The 16800-nt window shown below is 71.3% G+C and carries 16 protein-coding genes; 7 read left to right on the top strand and 9 right to left on the bottom strand.

What is annotated here, in order from left to right; translation table 11 throughout:
* The first annotated feature begins 115 nt into the window (after positions 1-115).
* From B1H55_RS02325 to B1H55_RS02315, 3 genes are all read left to right on the top strand, one after another.
* Positions 116-1024, top strand: coding sequence for a hypothetical protein (locus B1H55_RS02325; protein WP_073452546.1), 909 nt, complete (start codon positions 116-118; stop codon positions 1022-1024).
* A gap of 152 nt (positions 1025-1176) precedes the next feature.
* Positions 1177-1602 (top strand): MmcQ/YjbR family DNA-binding protein, encoded by a 426-nt coding sequence (locus B1H55_RS02320; protein WP_077240870.1) that lies wholly within the window; start codon positions 1177-1179, stop codon positions 1600-1602.
* 189 nt (positions 1603-1791) lie between these two features.
* Positions 1792-1995, top strand: a complete 204-nt coding sequence (locus tag B1H55_RS02315) for an Rv0909 family putative TA system antitoxin (RefSeq protein ID WP_073452544.1) — start codon at positions 1792-1794, stop codon at positions 1993-1995.
* A 154-nt stretch (positions 1996-2149) separates the two neighbouring features.
* Here B1H55_RS02315 and B1H55_RS02310 read toward each other — a convergent pair whose 3' ends face one another.
* From B1H55_RS02310 to dnaK, 8 genes are all read right to left on the bottom strand, one after another.
* On the bottom strand, positions 2150-2989 hold the full coding sequence (locus tag B1H55_RS02310) for an alpha/beta fold hydrolase (protein WP_077240869.1): 840 nt from the start codon (positions 2987-2989) through the stop codon (positions 2150-2152).
* Complete coding sequence (locus B1H55_RS02305) at positions 2982-3611, bottom strand: DUF998 domain-containing protein (protein WP_073452541.1); 630 nt, start codon at positions 3609-3611, stop codon at positions 2982-2984. Before B1H55_RS02305 ends, B1H55_RS02310 begins: the two co-directional genes overlap by 8 nt.
* Positions 3608-6820, bottom strand: coding sequence for a bifunctional lysylphosphatidylglycerol synthetase/lysine--tRNA ligase LysX (lysX, locus tag B1H55_RS02300; protein ID WP_077240868.1), 3213 nt, complete (start codon positions 6818-6820; stop codon positions 3608-3610). The genes B1H55_RS02305 and lysX overlap by 4 nt, the downstream gene beginning before the upstream one ends.
* A gap of 242 nt (positions 6821-7062) precedes the next feature.
* A complete protein-coding gene (locus B1H55_RS02295) occupies positions 7063-7524 on the bottom strand; it encodes a hypothetical protein (RefSeq protein ID WP_077240867.1) in 462 nt (153 codons plus the stop codon).
* Positions 7525-7698: 174 nt separating this feature from the next.
* Positions 7699-8151: a heat shock protein transcriptional repressor HspR gene (locus B1H55_RS02290; protein ID WP_073452536.1), complete on the bottom strand. Its 453-nt coding sequence runs from the start codon at positions 8149-8151 to the stop codon at positions 7699-7701.
* Positions 8148-9179 (bottom strand): DnaJ C-terminal domain-containing protein, encoded by a 1032-nt coding sequence (locus B1H55_RS02285; RefSeq protein ID WP_077240866.1) that lies wholly within the window; start codon positions 9177-9179, stop codon positions 8148-8150. Before B1H55_RS02285 ends, B1H55_RS02290 begins: the two co-directional genes overlap by 4 nt.
* Before the next feature lie 131 nt (positions 9180-9310).
* A complete protein-coding gene (locus tag B1H55_RS02280) occupies positions 9311-9964 on the bottom strand; it encodes a nucleotide exchange factor GrpE (protein ID WP_073452532.1) in 654 nt (217 codons plus the stop codon).
* Entirely contained in the window at positions 9961-11829 is a 1869-nt protein-coding gene (gene dnaK, locus B1H55_RS02275; protein ID WP_073452531.1) for a molecular chaperone DnaK, read from the bottom strand. The genes B1H55_RS02280 and dnaK overlap by 4 nt, the downstream gene beginning before the upstream one ends.
* Before the next feature lie 688 nt (positions 11830-12517).
* On the opposite strand from dnaK, the gene B1H55_RS02270 reads away from it, so the two are divergent.
* Both B1H55_RS02270 and B1H55_RS02265 read left to right on the top strand, forming a co-directional pair.
* Positions 12518-12853, top strand: a complete 336-nt coding sequence (locus tag B1H55_RS02270; protein WP_073452528.1) for an antitoxin VapB — start codon at positions 12518-12520, stop codon at positions 12851-12853.
* A gap of 93 nt (positions 12854-12946) precedes the next feature.
* On the top strand, positions 12947-13567 hold the full coding sequence (locus B1H55_RS02265; protein ID WP_073452527.1) for a LytR C-terminal domain-containing protein: 621 nt from the start codon (positions 12947-12949) through the stop codon (positions 13565-13567).
* Positions 13568-13709: 142 nt separating this feature from the next.
* On the opposite strand, the gene B1H55_RS02260 is transcribed toward B1H55_RS02265, so the two are convergent.
* Entirely contained in the window at positions 13710-15113 is a 1404-nt protein-coding gene (locus B1H55_RS02260; RefSeq protein ID WP_172575565.1) for a uracil-xanthine permease family protein, read from the bottom strand.
* Between the two features lie 275 nt (positions 15114-15388).
* Between B1H55_RS02260 and B1H55_RS02255 the strand changes: the two genes are divergently transcribed.
* Both B1H55_RS02255 and B1H55_RS02250 read left to right on the top strand, forming a co-directional pair.
* A complete protein-coding gene (locus B1H55_RS02255) occupies positions 15389-15718 on the top strand; it encodes an imidazolonepropionase (RefSeq protein WP_073452652.1) in 330 nt (109 codons plus the stop codon).
* A gap of 101 nt (positions 15719-15819) precedes the next feature.
* Positions 15820-16554, top strand: a complete 735-nt coding sequence (locus B1H55_RS02250; RefSeq protein WP_073452525.1) for a glutamine amidotransferase-related protein — start codon at positions 15820-15822, stop codon at positions 16552-16554.
* The last annotated feature ends 246 nt before the right edge of the window (positions 16555-16800 follow it).

Below are 16800 nucleotides of genomic sequence, written 5' to 3'. Positions count from 1 at the left end.
ACCATCGCACCTGGCGCCGACGACCGCCATCCAGGAGCCGATCCTCCCTGATGAGAGCCATTCTCCATGGCCCCTGCCCCTCCCGTTCGCGCCGATCCTCCTCTAGTATCGACGCATGTCTTCGCAGTCCTCGGATGGGCAGTACCCGGGTCAACGCCCTGGCCAGTACCCTGATCCATCGGCCTCGCAGCCGCCCGCCCAGACCTACCCGCAGCCCGAGTACGCCCCCTCAACTCCGCTCAGCGACCAGCAGCCCGCCCAAGTAGACGCGCAGCCCCCCTTCCAGCCCGTCGGCACCGCCTACGGCTACGGCGGCCCCGGCCAGCAGGGCCCCCAGCCACCCAAGAAGAACACCGGACTCATCGTCGGCGTCGTCAGCGCCGTCGTCATCGCCCTCGTCGCCAGCGGCGTCGGCGCCTTCCTCCTCCTGCGCGGCGACAACGACGACGCCGCCCCCAAGGCCAACACCACCACAACCGCCCCGGCAACGAGCACCCACCCGGACGCCGAGGGTCAGGAGATCATCGCGCCAACTGCGGGCATCGCCTTCTCAGTGCCGAGCGATTGGACCGTCATCGACAACCCCACCGCCGTCAGCGCGCAGACCCTCAAGACAATGGCGACCCACTCGGGCCAGGACGAGAACGCCTTCCGGCAGCAGCTCACGAATTACGACGTCTACGCCGGAAGCACCGAGTCCAGCCCCGTCGGCGGCAAGCAGATCGCCGACAGCGTCAATGTGCTCCGCAAGACCCATACCAGGCTCCCCGCCGAGGAGGAGATGCCTGAGCAACTGGCTTCAGTCGGCGCTGTCATGACCAGTTATGAGAAGGTCACCACCGCGAACGGGGAGGCCGCCGCCGTCTACTACGACGCCACCATGTCGAACCGTCCGCGTTACGGCGCCATCCTCGTCGTCCCCAACGCCTCCGGCGACTACCCCGTGCTCACCTTCCAGACCACTGACACCGCCACCGCGGAGGAGCTCGTCGCGCTGGCGGCCGCCAGCGCCAGCACCAGGTGAGACCGCCCGGCGCCCGTCGACTGGTGCCATCCGCTCCCACCGGTGCGTCGTGCCCGCACCAGTGGGAGCGAATCGCACCGGTCAGGGCAGAGCGCACCGGTAGGGGCGAACCGCACCGGTGACCGCCGGAGCCGGAGCCGTAGCCTTGAGGCATGACATCCGCCGAATCGGCCCTCGACCGGGCCTCGGAACTGCTCGAGTACGCCGCCACGCTCCCCGGGGCCTGGGTGGGGCACAAGCCCGAGTGGGACACGAGCGTGGCGAGCATCGGGCCCCGGCTCTTCGCGCTCCTCCTCACCCACACCGACGGCAGGCTCATCGTCAACGTCAAGCTCGAGCCGGAGGACGCCGTCGCCGTGCGGCGCTCCATCCCCTGGACCGAGCCCGGCTTCCACCAGGCCAAGAAGCACTGGGTGAGCATCGACCTCACCGCGCCGGGGTACGACGCCTCCACCGCCCATGAGCTCGTCGAGGATTCCTACAGACTCGTCCACTCGCTGCTCCCCCGCTCCGCCCGGGAGGCCCTGCGCCTGGCCGATGCCGCCGGACAGGCACCGCGGCCCACCTGGCAGTGGTGATCCCGGGTGGACCCGGGTGGACCCGGGCGCTCCGGGCGGAGCGCCGCACCGGTCGGATTCAGTCACCTATTCGCGCTTCCCGTGACAGGGTGGGAAGCTCGTCAGTTTGCCCTATGGGACTGTGTCTGATTCCATCATGTCAGACACGCGCCGCCCGGCGCGGCGTCCCCCGACGGAAGGGAGAACATCATGGGAATCGATGACCTCAAGAACAAGGCCGGAGACCTGGCCGACAAGGCCGGCGAGGCCCTCAAGAGCGACAAGGCCGAGGCCGTCAGCGACAAGGTCCTCGGTGCCGCGGCCGGGGCCGCCAAGAAGGTCACCGGCGGCAAGTTCGACGAGAAGATCGACTCGGCCGTCGAGACCGCCGACTCCAAGCTCGGCAACGAGTGACCAGCGGCGCGGCGAAGCTGTGACGCGCTCGCTCTGACGAGCACGGCGGTCCGGCTGCCGACGAGTGGGGCCCCCGCGCCATGCGTACGGGGGCCCCACGTGCGCCGGGGCGGTGGCGCGACGCCGCGCCACCGGGCGCGCCGCCGTCGCTGCATCACGGCGCGGCAGTGACCGCCTCGCTCACGTCGTTGACGGCGCGGGCGATCTCCTCGGGGGCATCGAGCATCACGAGATGTCGCGCCTGCGGCAGCCGCCGGATCTCAAGGTGGGAGAAGGCGGATTCGAGGACCTGCTCCTGGCGCGCGGGGTGGAAGGGCCTGCCCTCCAGCAGGATCGCGGGAGCCGGCGCGGGCCCGTCCTGCTCGGCGCGCAGCGCGGCGAGGTCGGCGGCCTGGGCGCTGTAGGAGGCGAGCTCGGCCGCAGAGGCGGACAGGGCCTCGCGGGTGTCGTGGCAGGCGCGCCACAACGGGTCGTCCACCGCCTCCGGGTGGGAGGTCTCCCGGCGCATCCCGAACCGGATCGCGGCGGCGGCCGCGCCGCGCAACGGGTCGAGGCGGAGGGCCGCGCCCGCCGCATCCGCCATCACCTCGGCCGCCGCGCGCCGCAGACGGCCGGCGCGGGCGTCCACCTCCACCGCCGGGTCGGCGAGCACGACCCCCGCCACCGCGCCGGGATGCAGGCGCGCCAGGGCCTCGGCCTGGAAGGAGGACATGGAGTGGGCGACGATGACCGCCGGCTCCTCGCCGTCGATGATCCGGGCGAGGATCCGCGCCTCACCGAGGAGATCGGGGACGCCCTCGTTGACGGAGCCGCATCGGCCGGGACGGTCGACGGCGATGATGGCGCGCCCCGGCAGGGCCTCGACGACGGCGTCCCAGGCCACTGAGGCCAGGCCGCATCCGTTGAGGAGGACCACGGCGGGCCCGGCCCCCGGGCGGCGGTGGACGGTGTGCTCGGCGAGCCGGCTCTCCCAGTGGTCCTGCGCGTCAGTCATGCTGCTCCTGAGGTAGATGCCATGCCAGAGAGGCGATCCATAGCGAGCATAGGAGGATCTGAACGATCTGGATGGGGCCTTGCGCGCCGGGGAGGGCGTAGGGCGCGACCGCGCTGGCGAGCAGGAGCACGGTCACCACCCCGGCCAGCCGGGCCACCTGTCGTGCCCGCCGGGTCCACCCATCGCGGGCCGCGAGCGCCAGGGCGACGATGGCGATCATGGCGACCTGCGCCGTCGAGGTGATGACGGATGCCGCCTCATGCAGGTGCCGCTCCATGCTCGGCATGGCGGCGCAGGCGTGGTCCCTGCTCTCAGCGCAGGGCAGGTTGAAGATGACATCGAGGGCCGTGCCCACCGCCACCGCGAGCAGGGCGAGGCAGAGACGACGGCTCCAATGGGCGCCGAGCCACCCCCGCCAGCCCCGTCGGCCGAGGAGGGCGATCATGGCGAATACGGCGGCGGCGGCGATATCGGCGGCGCGGAAGAACCAGGCGAAGGGCTGGTCGGCGGCGGCGAGCTCGGAGACATAGCCGAGGAGTGCAGCGGGGCTGCCGTTGAGGGGCCAGGCCAGCCAGGTGTTGTAGAGGACGACGGCGAGGATCGCCAGGGCCCGGCGTCTCATCGCCCGGGCCTGACCAGGGGGAAGGCGATGGTCTCGCGGATGGAGGCGCCGGTGAGCATCATGACGAGGCGGTCCAGTCCCATGCCCAGGCCGCCCGAGGGCGGCATGCCCTGCTCCAGCGCGGCCAGGAAGGCCTCATCGAGCTCCATGGCCTCCAGGTCCCCTCCCGCCGCGGCCAGGGACTGGGCGGTGAGCCGCTCCCTCTGGATGACGGGGTCGACGAGCTCGGAGTAGGCGGTGCCCACCTCGGAGCCGAAGATGATGAGGTCCCAGCGCTCGGCCAGGCGGGCATCGTGCCGATGCTGGCGGGTCAGCGGCGAGGTGTCGGCCGGGAAGTCGGAGAAGAAGGTCGGCTCCACCGTCGTGCCCTCGGCCAAGTGCTCGTAGAGCTCCTGCACCATCGTGCCCCAGCCCCACTTGGGGTCGTAGGGCATGTCGACGCTCTCCGCATGGCGGCGCAGCTCGGCCACCGGGGTGTCGGTGCCGACCTCCTCGCCGAGCGCCGTGGAGACGGCCTCGGCGATGGTGACGGTCCGCCAGGGGCCGGCGAGGTCGATCTCGTGCTCGACGCCGCCCACGCTCCCCCGCACGATCGTCGAGCCGGTCGCGGCCCGGGAGGCCGCGATGACCATGTCCCGCATGACGTCCTTCATGACGTTGTAGTCGGCGTGCGCCTGATAGGCCTCGAGCATCGTGAACTCGGGATTGTGGGTGGCGTCGGCGCCCTCGTTGCGGAAGTTGCGCCCGATCTCGAAGACCCGCTCCAGGCCGCCCACCATGAGGCGCTTGAGGTAGAGCTCGGGGGCGATGCGCAGGTAGAGGTCGAGGTCGTAGGCGTTGATATGGGTGCGGAAGGGCCGGGCGTTGGCACCGCCGTGGACGGGCTGGAGGATCGGGGTCTCGACCTCCAGGTAGTCGCGCCCCAGCAGAGTGGAGCGCACGGCCTGGATGGCGGCGGAACGGGATCGCACCATGGCGCGCTGACGCGGGTTGACGATGAGGTCCACGTGGCGCAAGCGCACCCGCGCCTCGGGGTTCTGAATGCCCCGGCGCTTGTCCGGCAGAGGGCGCAGCGCCTTGGAGGTCATCATCCAGGAATCGGCGAGCTGGCTGCGCGTGCCCGTGCGCGACTCCCCGATCTCGCCGACGACGGCGATCTGATCCCCGTTGCGCACGAGGCGCCGGAAGGAGGCGAGGGCCTCGGCGCCGGCGCGACCGGCCTCGAGGAGGATCTGCAGATCGCCACTGGCGTCGCGCAGGGTGGCGAAGATGACGCCGCCGTGGTCGCGGATCGTCAGCACGCGCCCGGCCACGCAGCAGGCGCCCTCGGCGGTGGCGCAGGCGGCGTCGACGCTCACGGATGCCGGGTAGGGATCGATGCCGCTCGCGAGCATGGCCTCGCGCGCAGCGGCGCGGCCCACGAGCTGATCGGAGCGCTTGGGCTCCGGGCGGGCGATCGCCGATCCGGCGGTGACGGCGAGGAGGGCGGCGGATTCCTGAGCGGTGCGCCGGTCCTGATCGGGAATGGGGCAGAGCCATCGGGGCGCGTTGACGAAGCCCTCGGCCACGCCCATGGCCGCGGCGACCCGGGTGAAGTCACTGGGCTCGGGGTAGCAGATGAGGCGCGGCACCCATTCGGGGTCGTACTTGGCGTTGGAGCGGTAGAGGGCCTCGAGCTGCCACCAGTGCGAGGCGAGCAGGAGGATGCGCCGCCACAGCCGCTGGATGGGGCCGGCGCCGATCCGGGAACCCTCGGTGAAGGCCGAGCGGAAGACGGCGAAGTTGAGGGAGACGCGATGGATGCCCAGCTCACGGCCGTCGTTCATGAGCGCGGCGACCATGAGCTCGGTGACGCCGTTGTCCACTTGGGGATGGCGGCGCATGACGTCGAGGCTGGCGCCGTCGGCGCCCCAGGGGGCGAAGGAGAGCAGGCCGGCGATCTTCCCGCGCTCATCGCCCTCGGGGAAGAGGGCCTCCACCATGAGGCACTCGCCGTCGGAGGGATCGGCGAAGCGGCCCAGCGCCATGGAGAAGCCGCGCTCGGGCTCGCCGTCGAGCCAGTGCCCGGCCAGTCTCGACAGGTGCTCCAGCTCGGCGGTGGGGATCGAGGCATGGCGCCGGATACGGGTGGTGTAGCCGAGCTCGGTGAGCTTGAGGACGGCGCGGCGCACCTCGGGAAGGTTGTTGATGCCGAAGGAGGCGGTGGACAGGACGGCCTCGTCGCCCAGTCGCAGGGCGCGCAGGCCGGCCTCGGTGTAGGCCCGGGCACCGGCCTCGGAGGCGCCGATGACCGCGGGCACCCAGCCGTAGGACTCGGCATGGCGCTTGAAGGCCAGGGCGGAGGCGGGCCAGCCGGCGGGGTCGCCGAGGGGGTCCCCGGAGGCGAGGGCCACGCCCAGGCCCACCCGGTAGACGACGCCGCCGTGCTCGCACAGGAAGGCCGATTTGTCCCGCCGGGTGGCGAAGTAGCCGAGGGAGTCGTTCGGGCTGGCGGCCAGGAGCTCGCGCACGCGCATCTCCTCCTCGATGGTGAGACGGGCCTCGCTGCGCTGGGATCGCAGCATGACCGCGAAGGCCGTCAGGAGGCTGAGGGCGAGGCCCAGGCCGACGAGCGCGAAGAGCCAGTCCGGCACCGGCGAGGGGATATCGGGATCGCTGATGAGTTCGAGGAGGAAGCCCTTGGCCTGGTTGATGCCGAGCCCCGTGTAGAAGAAGGAGCCCAGGATCCCCACCTGGAGGACGATCGCGATGCCCACGATGAGGACGAGGAGGACCCGCCCCGCGTTGCCCCGTGGCGAGCGCACCGTGAAATCCCGCCGGTGGCGCAGCAGGACGATGAGCAGCGCGATGAGGATGAGCAGATTGACGGCGAGGGCCCAGCGGGTCTCCTCGGTGAAGAAGACGTCGGCCGGGGCCAGGTGGACGGAGGCGATCAGGCCGGTGAAGATCAGCAGGCTGATTACCACGCCGATGACCATGATGATCCACGCCGCGCGCTTGCGCCTGGCGGTGCCGGAGGCGAGCAGCAGGAGGATGACTCCCGAGAGCCAGTCGAGGATGGGGACGGGGACGATCCAGGTGACGAGGAAGTTGAGGAGCGTGCCGATCCCGGGCGAGGAGCCGAGGAACGTGTAGAGGAGGCAGACGAGTCCCGAGGCGAACAGATAGCGGGACAGAAGGCGGACGGCGCTGGGGGCGCGGTTGGTCACGGCCGTCCTCCTCGGGTGGCGGTGTCGGGGGCAGGGAACATGTCGGGATTCTCTCCCAGGACGGGTAATCGGGCGTCATTCCCACGAATGACGCCGCTGGGGGACCGTCCTCCCCGGGGATGACCGAGGGCCGTCGCCCCCGCGCGATGCGGGGGACGACGGCCCTCACGATCAGCGTGCCGCGCGCGGCGAGGGGGAAGGCGCGCCTTCACCCTCGGAGCGGGCAGTCACGGCGCGGCGGCTCAGTGCCGGGCGCCGTTGCGAGCGATGTCTAGCAGGAGGCGCAGGCTCAGCAGGGTGACCAGGGACAGGCCCGCCCCGCCGATGCCGCGCACGAGAATGGCATCCCACCAGGACACGGTGATCAGCTTGGCGCTGGAGGAGCCGAAGTCGACGCCAGTGGCGGCGTCGATAATGCCGGTGAGGAACCAGAGGGCCCAGGCCACGATCACGCCGATCACTGCGAACTGCATGATCTGCTTGCCGTGCCTGGCGCTGAAGTCGGTGGTGCCGTCGAGAAGGGCACTGAACATCGAGCTGCCGGCGGGCTTGGCCCCGACGGGCTGGCCGGGCATCTGCTGGCCCGGGACGTACTGCGCCTGCTGGGGCTGCTGGTACTGCGCCTGGTACCCACCGGGGACGCCGGGGGCGGAGGGCGCGGACTGCGGGTTATAGGGCTGGCCGGGTGTCATCGGCTGAGACATTGTGGGATCTCCTTGATAGGGGTGACCGGATCAGACTACAAGGTCATCGGGCGGTCAGGACATGACGCTCCGCACAGCGCCCGGGGCCGGACGCCGCACGGAGGCTGAGGCGTCGATCCTCCCCCACGACGGGATATCCGCCCAGGTGGGAGGCTTTCCTCCGGGGGTATCGCCTCACCGCCCCCGGGCGCCCGGCGCCTGCCGCTCGATCCGGATGGGGTGCCCTCCCCTGGAGGGAACCACCTGGACCTCGCCGTCGGCGGCCGCGGCGAAGACCCTCTCGACGGCGGCCTGCCGGAGGCGCAGGAGCCGGTTCTCGTCCTCCAGGTCCTCCAGACGGGACTCGAGGGCGAGGATGCGGGCGATGCCCTCCAGGTTGACGCCCTCCTGGCTGAGGGCCTGGATGCGGCGCAGCTGCTCGACGTCGCGATGGGAGTAGCGCCTCCCCCGCCCGGGGGTCCGGGCGGGGCGGACGAGTCCGAGGCGGTCGTACTGGCGCAGGGTCTGGGGATGCATGCCGGCGAGCTCGGCGGCCACGGAGATGACGTAGACGGCGCGGTCGGCGGCGTCCTCGGCGAGGAAGCCGAGGCCCTGACCGGTGGCCCGCGAGACTCGCCGGACGCTCATCTCGCGGCCTCGTTCCTCAGCGCGGCGCGCGGGTCGGTGCCCTCCATGGCGGCGTCGAAGTCCTGGAGGGCCTTCTTGGCGGCCTTCGAGAGCTTCTTGGGCACGGCGACCTCGACGGTGACGAGCAGGTCTCCCGTGCGCTTGGCGGTGGCGATGACGGCGCCGGGGATCCGCAGGACGGTCCCCGAGGGCGTTCCCGGCTTGATGCGGACCTTCTTGGTGGTCCCGTCCAGGAGCGGGATCTCGACGTCGGCGCCGAGCGCGGCCTCGGCCAGCGAAACGGGCAGGTCCATGCGCAGGTTGGGGCCGTCGATGGAGTAGACGGGGTGCTTGGCCACGGAGATCGTGACGATCATGTCCCCGTTGGGGCCCCCGTGGTTGCCGGGGCGGCCCTTGCCGGCCAGGCGGATCCTCTGGCCGTCGTGGACGCCGGCGGGGATGCGCACGGTCATGGTGCGCTTGTCCGCCGTGAGCTCCACGGTGGTGCCGGCCACGGCGTCGCGAAGGGACAGCGTCGCGCTGGTGAGGACGTCGGGGCCCTTGGTCGCCTCGGGCGCTCCGCCGAAGCCCCCGAATCCTCCGAAGTTGAAGGCGCCCGGGCGGCCGTTCCTCCGGGTGGGGCTGGGCGTGCCGCCGAACATGCGCAGGAGCTCGTCGAGGTCCGGCTCGGCGCCGCCTCCCGCGCCGCCGGTGGAGAAGCGGACGTTGCCGCCCCCGCCGAACATGGAGGACAGGATGTCCTCGAAGCCGCCCCCGCCGCCGGCGCCCCCGGCGGTGAACCTGGCGCCGCCGCCGGTCATACTGCGGATGGCGTCGTACTGCTCGCGCTCCTTGGCGTCGGACAGGACCGCGTAGGCCTCGCCGACCTCCTTGAAGCGCTCGGCGGCGACGGCGTCGTCGGGGTTGCGATCGGGGTGGTACTGCTTGGCGAGCTTGCGGTACGCCTTCTTGATGGTCGCGGAGTCGGCGTCCTTGGCGACGCCGAGGACCGCGTAGAAGTCCTTGGTCATCCAGTCCTGGCTGGCCATGGGTCACCTCCTCCTCATTGGGGTGGTCGTTGGTCCGTTCCTTGCATCTGTCGTGCCCACTCGTGCGGCGGGCGGTGGGTCGGCCGATGGCGCGGGCCGGGCGGGCCGCCCGCGCCATCAGCGTTGCCGTCTCAGGCCGGGTTGGAGACCTGCACGCGGGCGGGCCGCACGACCCGCTCGCCGAGGCGGTAGCCCGGCTGGAGGACGAGGGCGATCGTCGGCTCGGCGACCTCGGTGGAGTCCACCGCCATGAGGGCCTCGTGGATGGTGGGGTCGAAGGTCTCGCCCTCGGCGCCGAAGCGCTCGAGGGAGAACTTGTCCGCCAGGATCGTCTCGAGCTTGGTGACCGTGGTCTCGAAGGGGCCGGTGAGGTCGCCGTGCTGGCGGGCGAGCTCAGCCTCGTCGAGGACCGGGATGAGGGCCTCGACGACGCCGGCGGCGCCGGCCTCCTGGTGGCCCGCCACCGACTCTCGCGAGCGGCGCACGAAGCCCTGGTACTCCTGCTGGAGGTTGTACAGGTCCGCGCGGGCGCGGGCGAGCTCGTCGGCCAGGCGGGCGCTCTCGGCCCGGGCCTCGGCCAGGGGATCGGGCTGGTCCACCGTCTCCGACTCGGGGAGCCCGGCCCGGTCATCATCGCCCGCCGCCTGGGCGGCGCCCGGGGCGCCACCCGCCTCGGCGTCGAGGCCGACGCCGTCGAAGGCGGATTCGACCTCCTCGGCCAGGCCGGGGTCGACGGGCTCGCGGTCCGCGCCGTCGCCCTCAGGAGCGGACGCGCCGGTGCTCACTTGGACTCCTCGTCGTCGACGATCTCGGCGTCGACGATGTCCTCGTCGCCGGCCGAGGCGGCCCCGGCCGAGGCGCCCGCCGCGCCGGAGTCGGAGCCGGCCTGGGCGGCCTGCTCGGCGGCGTAGAGGGACTCGCCGATCTTCTGGGAGACGCTGGACAGCCTCTCCTGGGCGGTCCTGATCGCCTCGGAATCGGTGCCCTCCAGGGCCTTCTTGAGGTCGTCGACGGCGGTCTTGACCTCGTCGTGGACCTCGGCCGGCAGCTTGTCCTTGTTCTCGTTCAGGAGCTTCTCGATGGAGTAGGCCTGCTGCTCGGCGAGGTTGCGGGTCTCGGCCTCCTCGCGGCGCTTCTTGTCCTCTGCGGCGTGGGCCTCGGCGTCCTTGACCATGCGGTCGATGTCCTCCTTGGGCAGCGCGGAGCCGCCGGAGATGGTCATGGACTGCTCCTTGCCGGTGCCGCGGTCCTTGGCGGAGACGTGGACGATGCCGTTGGCGTCGATGTCGAAGGAGACCTCGATCTGCGGGATGCCGCGCGGGGCCGGGGCGATGCCGGTGAGCTCGAAGGTGCCCAGCGGCTTGTTGTCCCGCGCGAACTCACGCTCGCCCTGGTAGACCTGGATGAGCACGGAGGGCTGGTTGTCCTCCGCCGTGGAGAAGACCTCGCTGCGCTTGGTCGGGATGGCCGTGTTGCGCTCGATGAGCTTGGTCATGACGCCGCCCTTGGTCTCGATGCCGAGGCTCAGCGGGGTGACGTCGATGAGGAGGACGTCCTTGCGGTCTCCCTGGATGACGCCGGCCTGCAGGGAGGCGCCGACGGCGACGACCTCGTCCGGGTTGACGCCCTTGTTGGGCTCCTTGCCGCCGGTGAGCTCGCGCACGACGTCGGTGACGGCGGGCATGCGGGTGGAGCCGCCGACGAGGACGACGTGGTCGATCTCGGACAGGGCCACGCCCGCGTCCTTGATGACGTTGTGGAAGGGCAGCTTGGTGCGCTCGAGCAGGTCCGCGGTCATGGACTCGAACTGGGCGCGGGAGAGCTTCTCATCGAGGTGGATCGGGCCGGCCTCGCTCATGGACAGGTACTGCAGGTTGATGTTGGTGCTCATCGCGCTGGAGAGCTCCTTCTTGGCCTGCTCGGCGGCGTCCTTGAGGCGCTGCATGGCGATCTTGTCCTTGGAGAGGTCGACGCCGGAGGAGTCCTTGACGCGCTTGACGAGCCAGTCGACGATGCGGGCGTCCCAGTCGTCGCCGCCCAGACGGTTGTCACCGTTGGTGGCGCGCACCTGGATGGTGGAGAAGCCGTCCTCGTCCTTGCCGACCTCCAGCAGGGAGACGTCGAAGGTGCCGCCGCCCAGGTCGAAGACGAGGATGAGCTCGTCCTCCTTGCCCTTGTCCAGGCCGTAGGCCAGGGCCGCGGCGGTGGGCTCGTTGACGATGCGGTCCACGGTCAGGCCCGCGATGGTGCCGGCCTCCTTGGTGGCCTGGCGCTCGGCGTCGTTGAAGTAGGCGGGAACGGTGATGACGGCGTTGGTGACGCTCTCGCCGAGGTAGGCCTCGGCGTCGGCCTTGAGCTTGGCCAGGATGCGGGCGCTGATCTCCTGGGCGGTGTACTTCTTGTCGTCGATGTCGACGGTCCAGTCGGTGCCCATGTGGCGCTTGACGGAGGAGATGGTGCGGTCGACGTTGGTGACCGCCTGGCGCTTGGCCACCTCGCCGACCAGGACCTCGCCCGACTTGGAGAAGGCGACGACGGAGGGCGTCGTGCGCCCGCCCTCGGCGTTGGGGATGATGGTGGGCTCACCGCCCTCGAGGACGGCGATGGCGGAGTTGGTGGTTCCGAGGTCGATGCCGACGGCGCGTGCCATGTGGTGCTCCTTGGTGGTCGTGGGGTCGCGGGGCGGGGCCCCTGGTTGAGTCGTATGCGCTCAAGGATTGTGATTGAGTCGATCGTTGTCAACTTCCCAATCGCTCAGCTTGAGCCTGACCGACTCAACCTTGAGGCCGTACAGAGTATTCCCGAAGCTCCCACCAGTGACACCCGCCACTCGTCGGAGCCGGGACCGCACTGCGCCCGAGCGGCGAGGGTGGCGAGGTTTGAGGATTCCTTTTCCTGACAAAACGTCACATCATGCATCAGCCCAGGTCAAAGGCGTACCACTGCTCGCCTTGGGACGCCGGTGCCGCCCGGCAGGCCGAGCAATCCTCAAACCTCGCCACCCTCGCACCCGGATCCCCCGCACAACCCCGCCCGCCTCCCAGGCGCGCCTTCAGGTTTCTTTCAGGTGACGCGGGTTCAATGATGTCACCGTCGGACGATGCGCGACGCGAGGGTTGGGGAACCCGGTGACCCGAGCGCATCGAGACCGGCAAGGGTCCTAGGGAGCCCGCGCCGGGCGCTTCGACGAAGGAGGCTGCCTCCTCCCCTGTCATGGGAACCAGGGGGGTCGAGCAGCCTCATGAACGAAGGGCCCGCGGCCCCGAGAATCGCCACTCGGGGCCGCGGGCCCCCATCGTGCCGGGGCGCCGGGATGAATGACCCGCTAGCATGGGGCCGTGATCTTCAAGGCCGTGGGAGAGTCCGCCCCCTACCCCGATCATGGGGCGAGGGAGCAGCGCGTCTGGGCGACGATCGCCCCCCGGCAGGTGCGGCTCGATCAGCTCATCACCACCCGCGCCACGCTCGACCTGCGGGACCTGCTCGATGAGGACTCCACCTTCTACGGGGACCTGTTCGCGCATATCGTGTCCTGGCGCGGCAGCCTCTACCTGGAGACCGGCCTGCACCGCGCCCTGCGCGCGGCGCTCCACGGGCGCACCATCATCCACGGCAGGATCCTGGAGCTCGACGACTCGGGCCGCCCCCTCCTGGCCCCGCTCCCACCCGCCTGATCGGGGTCCCGCTCGGCCCCGAGGGGAGGGGGCGCCGCCGTCGGCCATGGCCCGCAGTCCCGGTCCCGGCCCCGGTCCATTAGTCTGGGGAGCATGAGCACTTCGGACCCCCGATCTGAGTACCGCCGACACCTCCGGCACCGGCAGAAGGTCGTCATCGGCAGCGTGCTGGTCGCCCTCGCCATCGTCCTCGCGGCCAGTATCGGCGTGTACACGGGGCTGCTCCCCTCCTACAACCCGGGCTTCTCAGCCGATCCCAAGGCCTCCGCGACCGCCGTCGCCCAGCCCTGCCCGCCCGCGGGGGCGGCCACGGTGGACCTCACCACCATCCAGGTCAGGGTGTACAACGGCACGCAGAACGCGGGGCTGGCCGGCGTCGTCGGCGATTCCCTGGAGCAGGCGGGCATGACGATCCTCGAGCGCTCCGACTGGCCCGACGGCGACTACAACGGCGATGTCGCCATCTCCTCCTCCCAGGCGGGCCTGACCAACGCCTACTCCCTGGCGCGCGCCTTCGACGGCATCGTCATCGTCCTGCTCGACACCAACCGGGACCCCACCGACACCTCGGTCTCCGTGATCATCGGCACCGACTACGACTCCGGCCTCATGTCCCCCGACGCCATCGGCGAGCTCGCCGCCGGGGAGACGATCGAGGCGCCGTCCGCCTGCGCATCAGTCGCCCCCGAGGAGCCATTGGCCACCGCCCACTGAGCCGCGCCGGCCCCAGCGTCGAGACCGCGCCGCCGCCCGCAGGACCACTGCCGGCGACGGCGCGGAATCGTTGATGGCACGCGCCGGGATGGCGCACCCGGGCGGGACCGGGTCGGTCGAGAACCGGCCCGGCTCCGCAGCGCTACTTCCTCCTGACGCTGCGCTTGGAGTAGGCGGGGCCCTCCAGCTCGGTGCCGGCCGGCGCCGAAGCGGGCGAGGCCTCCTCGAGGTTCGTGCCCCGCGCCTTCGAGATGGCGCGCATCGAGTGGTAGACGATGATCGCCGCGCCCGAGCCCAGGGCGATCCCGGAGAAGGTCATGTCCCCGACCACCCAGGTGTAGTCGGCGATCGCCACGACCATCGCGACGGCGGCGGTGTTGAGATTGACCGGGTCGGAGAAGTCCACTCGGTTCTGCACCCAGATGCGCACGCCCAGCATGCCGATCATGCCGTAGAGGATCGTTGCCGCGCCGCCGAGGACACCCGCCGGGATCGTGTTGATGAGGGCGCCGAACTTCGGCAGCATCGACAGGCCGAGAGCACCGATGGCGGCGACGACGTAGGCCGCCGTGGAGTAGACGCGGGTGGCGGCCATGACGCCGATGTTCTCGGCGTAGGTGGTGGTTCCCGAACCGCCGCCGGAACCGGCCAGGATCGTGGACAGACCGTCGGAGATGAGGGCGCGGCCGGTGAGGTCGTCCAGGTTCTCGCCGGTCATCGCGGAGACGGACTTCACATGGCCGATGTTCTCAGCGATGAGGACGAGCACCACGGGGACGAACAGGCCCATGAGGCTGAGGTCGAAGGAGGGCGCCCGGAAGTGCGGGGCGCCCACCCAGCCGGCGGCGTCGATGGCGGAGTAGTCGACCTCGCCGCGAATCATCGCGGTGGCGTAGCCCACGAGCACGCCCAGCAGGATCGCCAGTCGCCCCATGATCCCCTTGAACAGGACGGTGATGAGCAGGATCGCCACGATGGTGACGACGGCGGTCACCGGCGCGGTCTTGACGTTGCTCCAGGCGGCGGGGGCCAGGTTGAAGCCGATGAGGGAGACGATGGCGCCGGTGACGATCGGCGGCATGAGACGGTCGATCCAGGTCACGCCCGCGAAGTGGACGATGACGCCGATGAGCAGCAGGGAGGCGCCCGCCATGATGATGCCGCCCTGGGCGAGCGAGGCCTTGGCCTGGTCAAGAGGGGTCCCGCTCTTGGCGTCGAAGCCGGTGACGGCGGCGATCGGGGCGATGAGGGCGAAGGAGGAGCCCAGGTAGGAGGGCAGGCGCCCGGCGGTCACGGCGAGGAAGAGCAGGGTGCCCAGACCGGTGAAGAACAGCGTCGTCGCCGGGTCGAAGCCGGTCAGGAGCGGCACGAGGAAGGTCGCGCCGAACATGGCGACGATGTGCTGCATGCCGATGCCGATGGTGCGCGGCCATGAGAGGCGCTCCGACGCGGTGACGACGGCGCCGGGGGTGATGGATCGTCCGTCGCCGTGGAGGGACCAGCCCCGGAAGAGCGGGGACGAGGACGATGGGGGCGATGTGGGCACTGCGCTTCTCCTGTCGCGGGTTGAGGAAGGGGCCAGCGGCGTCGCCTCCCATGGGATCGGGGGCGCTCGCTCGCGACAGGACCTGGCAGGACCCTGCCAGGCCTCCAGCATAGGCGCACCGGGGGCATGGTCCCGACCGCCCCCGGGCCCCGCCGGGGTGGCATCGGTCGCAGTGGGGGATGCCCGGGCCGGGCGGACGGGGAACAGGCAGGAGGTCGCCGGTTCCTCCGCCAAAGAGGATGCGGCCGGATGCCCGCGCGGGCGAGGATGCCGCCATGACCTCGCCGCCGCCTCCGGCCCCGCCGCGCGCACCGTTCCCTGGAACCGATTCGCTCGATCCGGCCCAGATCTTCTCCGGCCCCGGCTACCAGGCGCCCCCGGTGCGCACCGACGGCGTCGCCACGGCATCGCTCCTGTGCGCGGCCTTCTCCTTCATCCCCGCGGTGGGGCTGGCCGCCGCGGGGCTCGGCGTCTGGGCCCTGCGGCGACTGCGGCGCGCCTACGGCACGGGCAGGACCCTCGCTCGCCTGGCCATCGTCGTGGGCGCAACGGCGTCCGTCCTGCAGCTGTGGCTCCTCGTGGCCCTCCTGGCCACCAGGGGATGACCGGAGTCGGCGCGGGCGGTCCGGGGCGCCGGGCCCGCCGACCCGTTCGGGTGGCGGCCATGACATCTGCCCGTAGCGAGGCCTGCCCTAGGGTGGATCGCATGAAGCCCTTCATCATGGTGTCGACGCGTCCCGAGCTCAGCGCTGCCGAGGACGAGTACGAGTCCTTCCTGTCCCTGGGCCGGCTCGACCGCGCGGACCTGACCCATGTGCTGCTCGAGGAGGTCGATTTCCTCGGCTCCTTCAACGCCGAGGACGTCTCCGGCGTCGTCATCGGCGGCAGCCCCTACAACGTCTCGACCCCCGAGGCCTCCAAGACCCGTTCCCAACTGCGCATCGAGGAGCAGGTGAGCGAGCTGCTCGCCGTCGCCCTGGCCAAGGGGGTCCCCGTCCTGGCCACCGGTTTCGGCCTGGAGGTGCTGGCCGCCCACCTCGGCACGACGACGTCGGCCGAGTTCGGCGAGCCCCTGGGCACTGCGGAGGTGTTCCTCACCGAGGAGGGGCGCCACGACCCGCTCCTGGAGGGGATGCCGCCCTCCTTCGCCGTGCTCGTGGGGCACCACGAGGGCGCCGTGGGCGTGCCCGAGCACGCGACGCTGCTCGCCTCCTCCCCCGACTGCCCCGTGCAGATGCTCCGCGTGGGCGCCTCGGTCTACGGCACCCAGTTCAACCCCGAGCTCGACGCCGACCGCTTCGCCCAGCGCATGAGCGTCTACACCGACGCGGGCTACGGGCACCCCGGCCAGATCGATGAGCTCCTGCGCGTCGTGCGCGGCGGGGAGCATGTGGCGGGCCGGATCATCGCGCGCTTCTTCGAGCACTTCGCCCGGGCCTGACGACAGCCCGGGTTCGGGGCATCCTCCCCGGCCCCGCAGGACTCCTCACTCCTCGGGCTCGCCGGATCAGTCCGACCCCGCCGACGCCCTGCCGGATCAGCCCAGGGTGGCGAGGGCCGCCTCGATGACGTCGCAGATGACGACGGGCGCGGGCCTGTGGGCCGCGGGCATCCCGACCGGCGGGGTGACGGCAGCGCGGCGGCCGGCCGCCCGGGCGGCGCTGCGGCGGCCCGAGCCCGGGCGGGG

This window comes from Actinomyces denticolens (assembly GCF_002072185.1).
GTDB lineage: Bacteria > Actinomycetota > Actinomycetes > Actinomycetales > Actinomycetaceae > Actinomyces > Actinomyces denticolens.
Note: the sequence above shows the minus strand (reverse complement) of the source record. Positions and strands in the feature narration are given on the sequence as shown.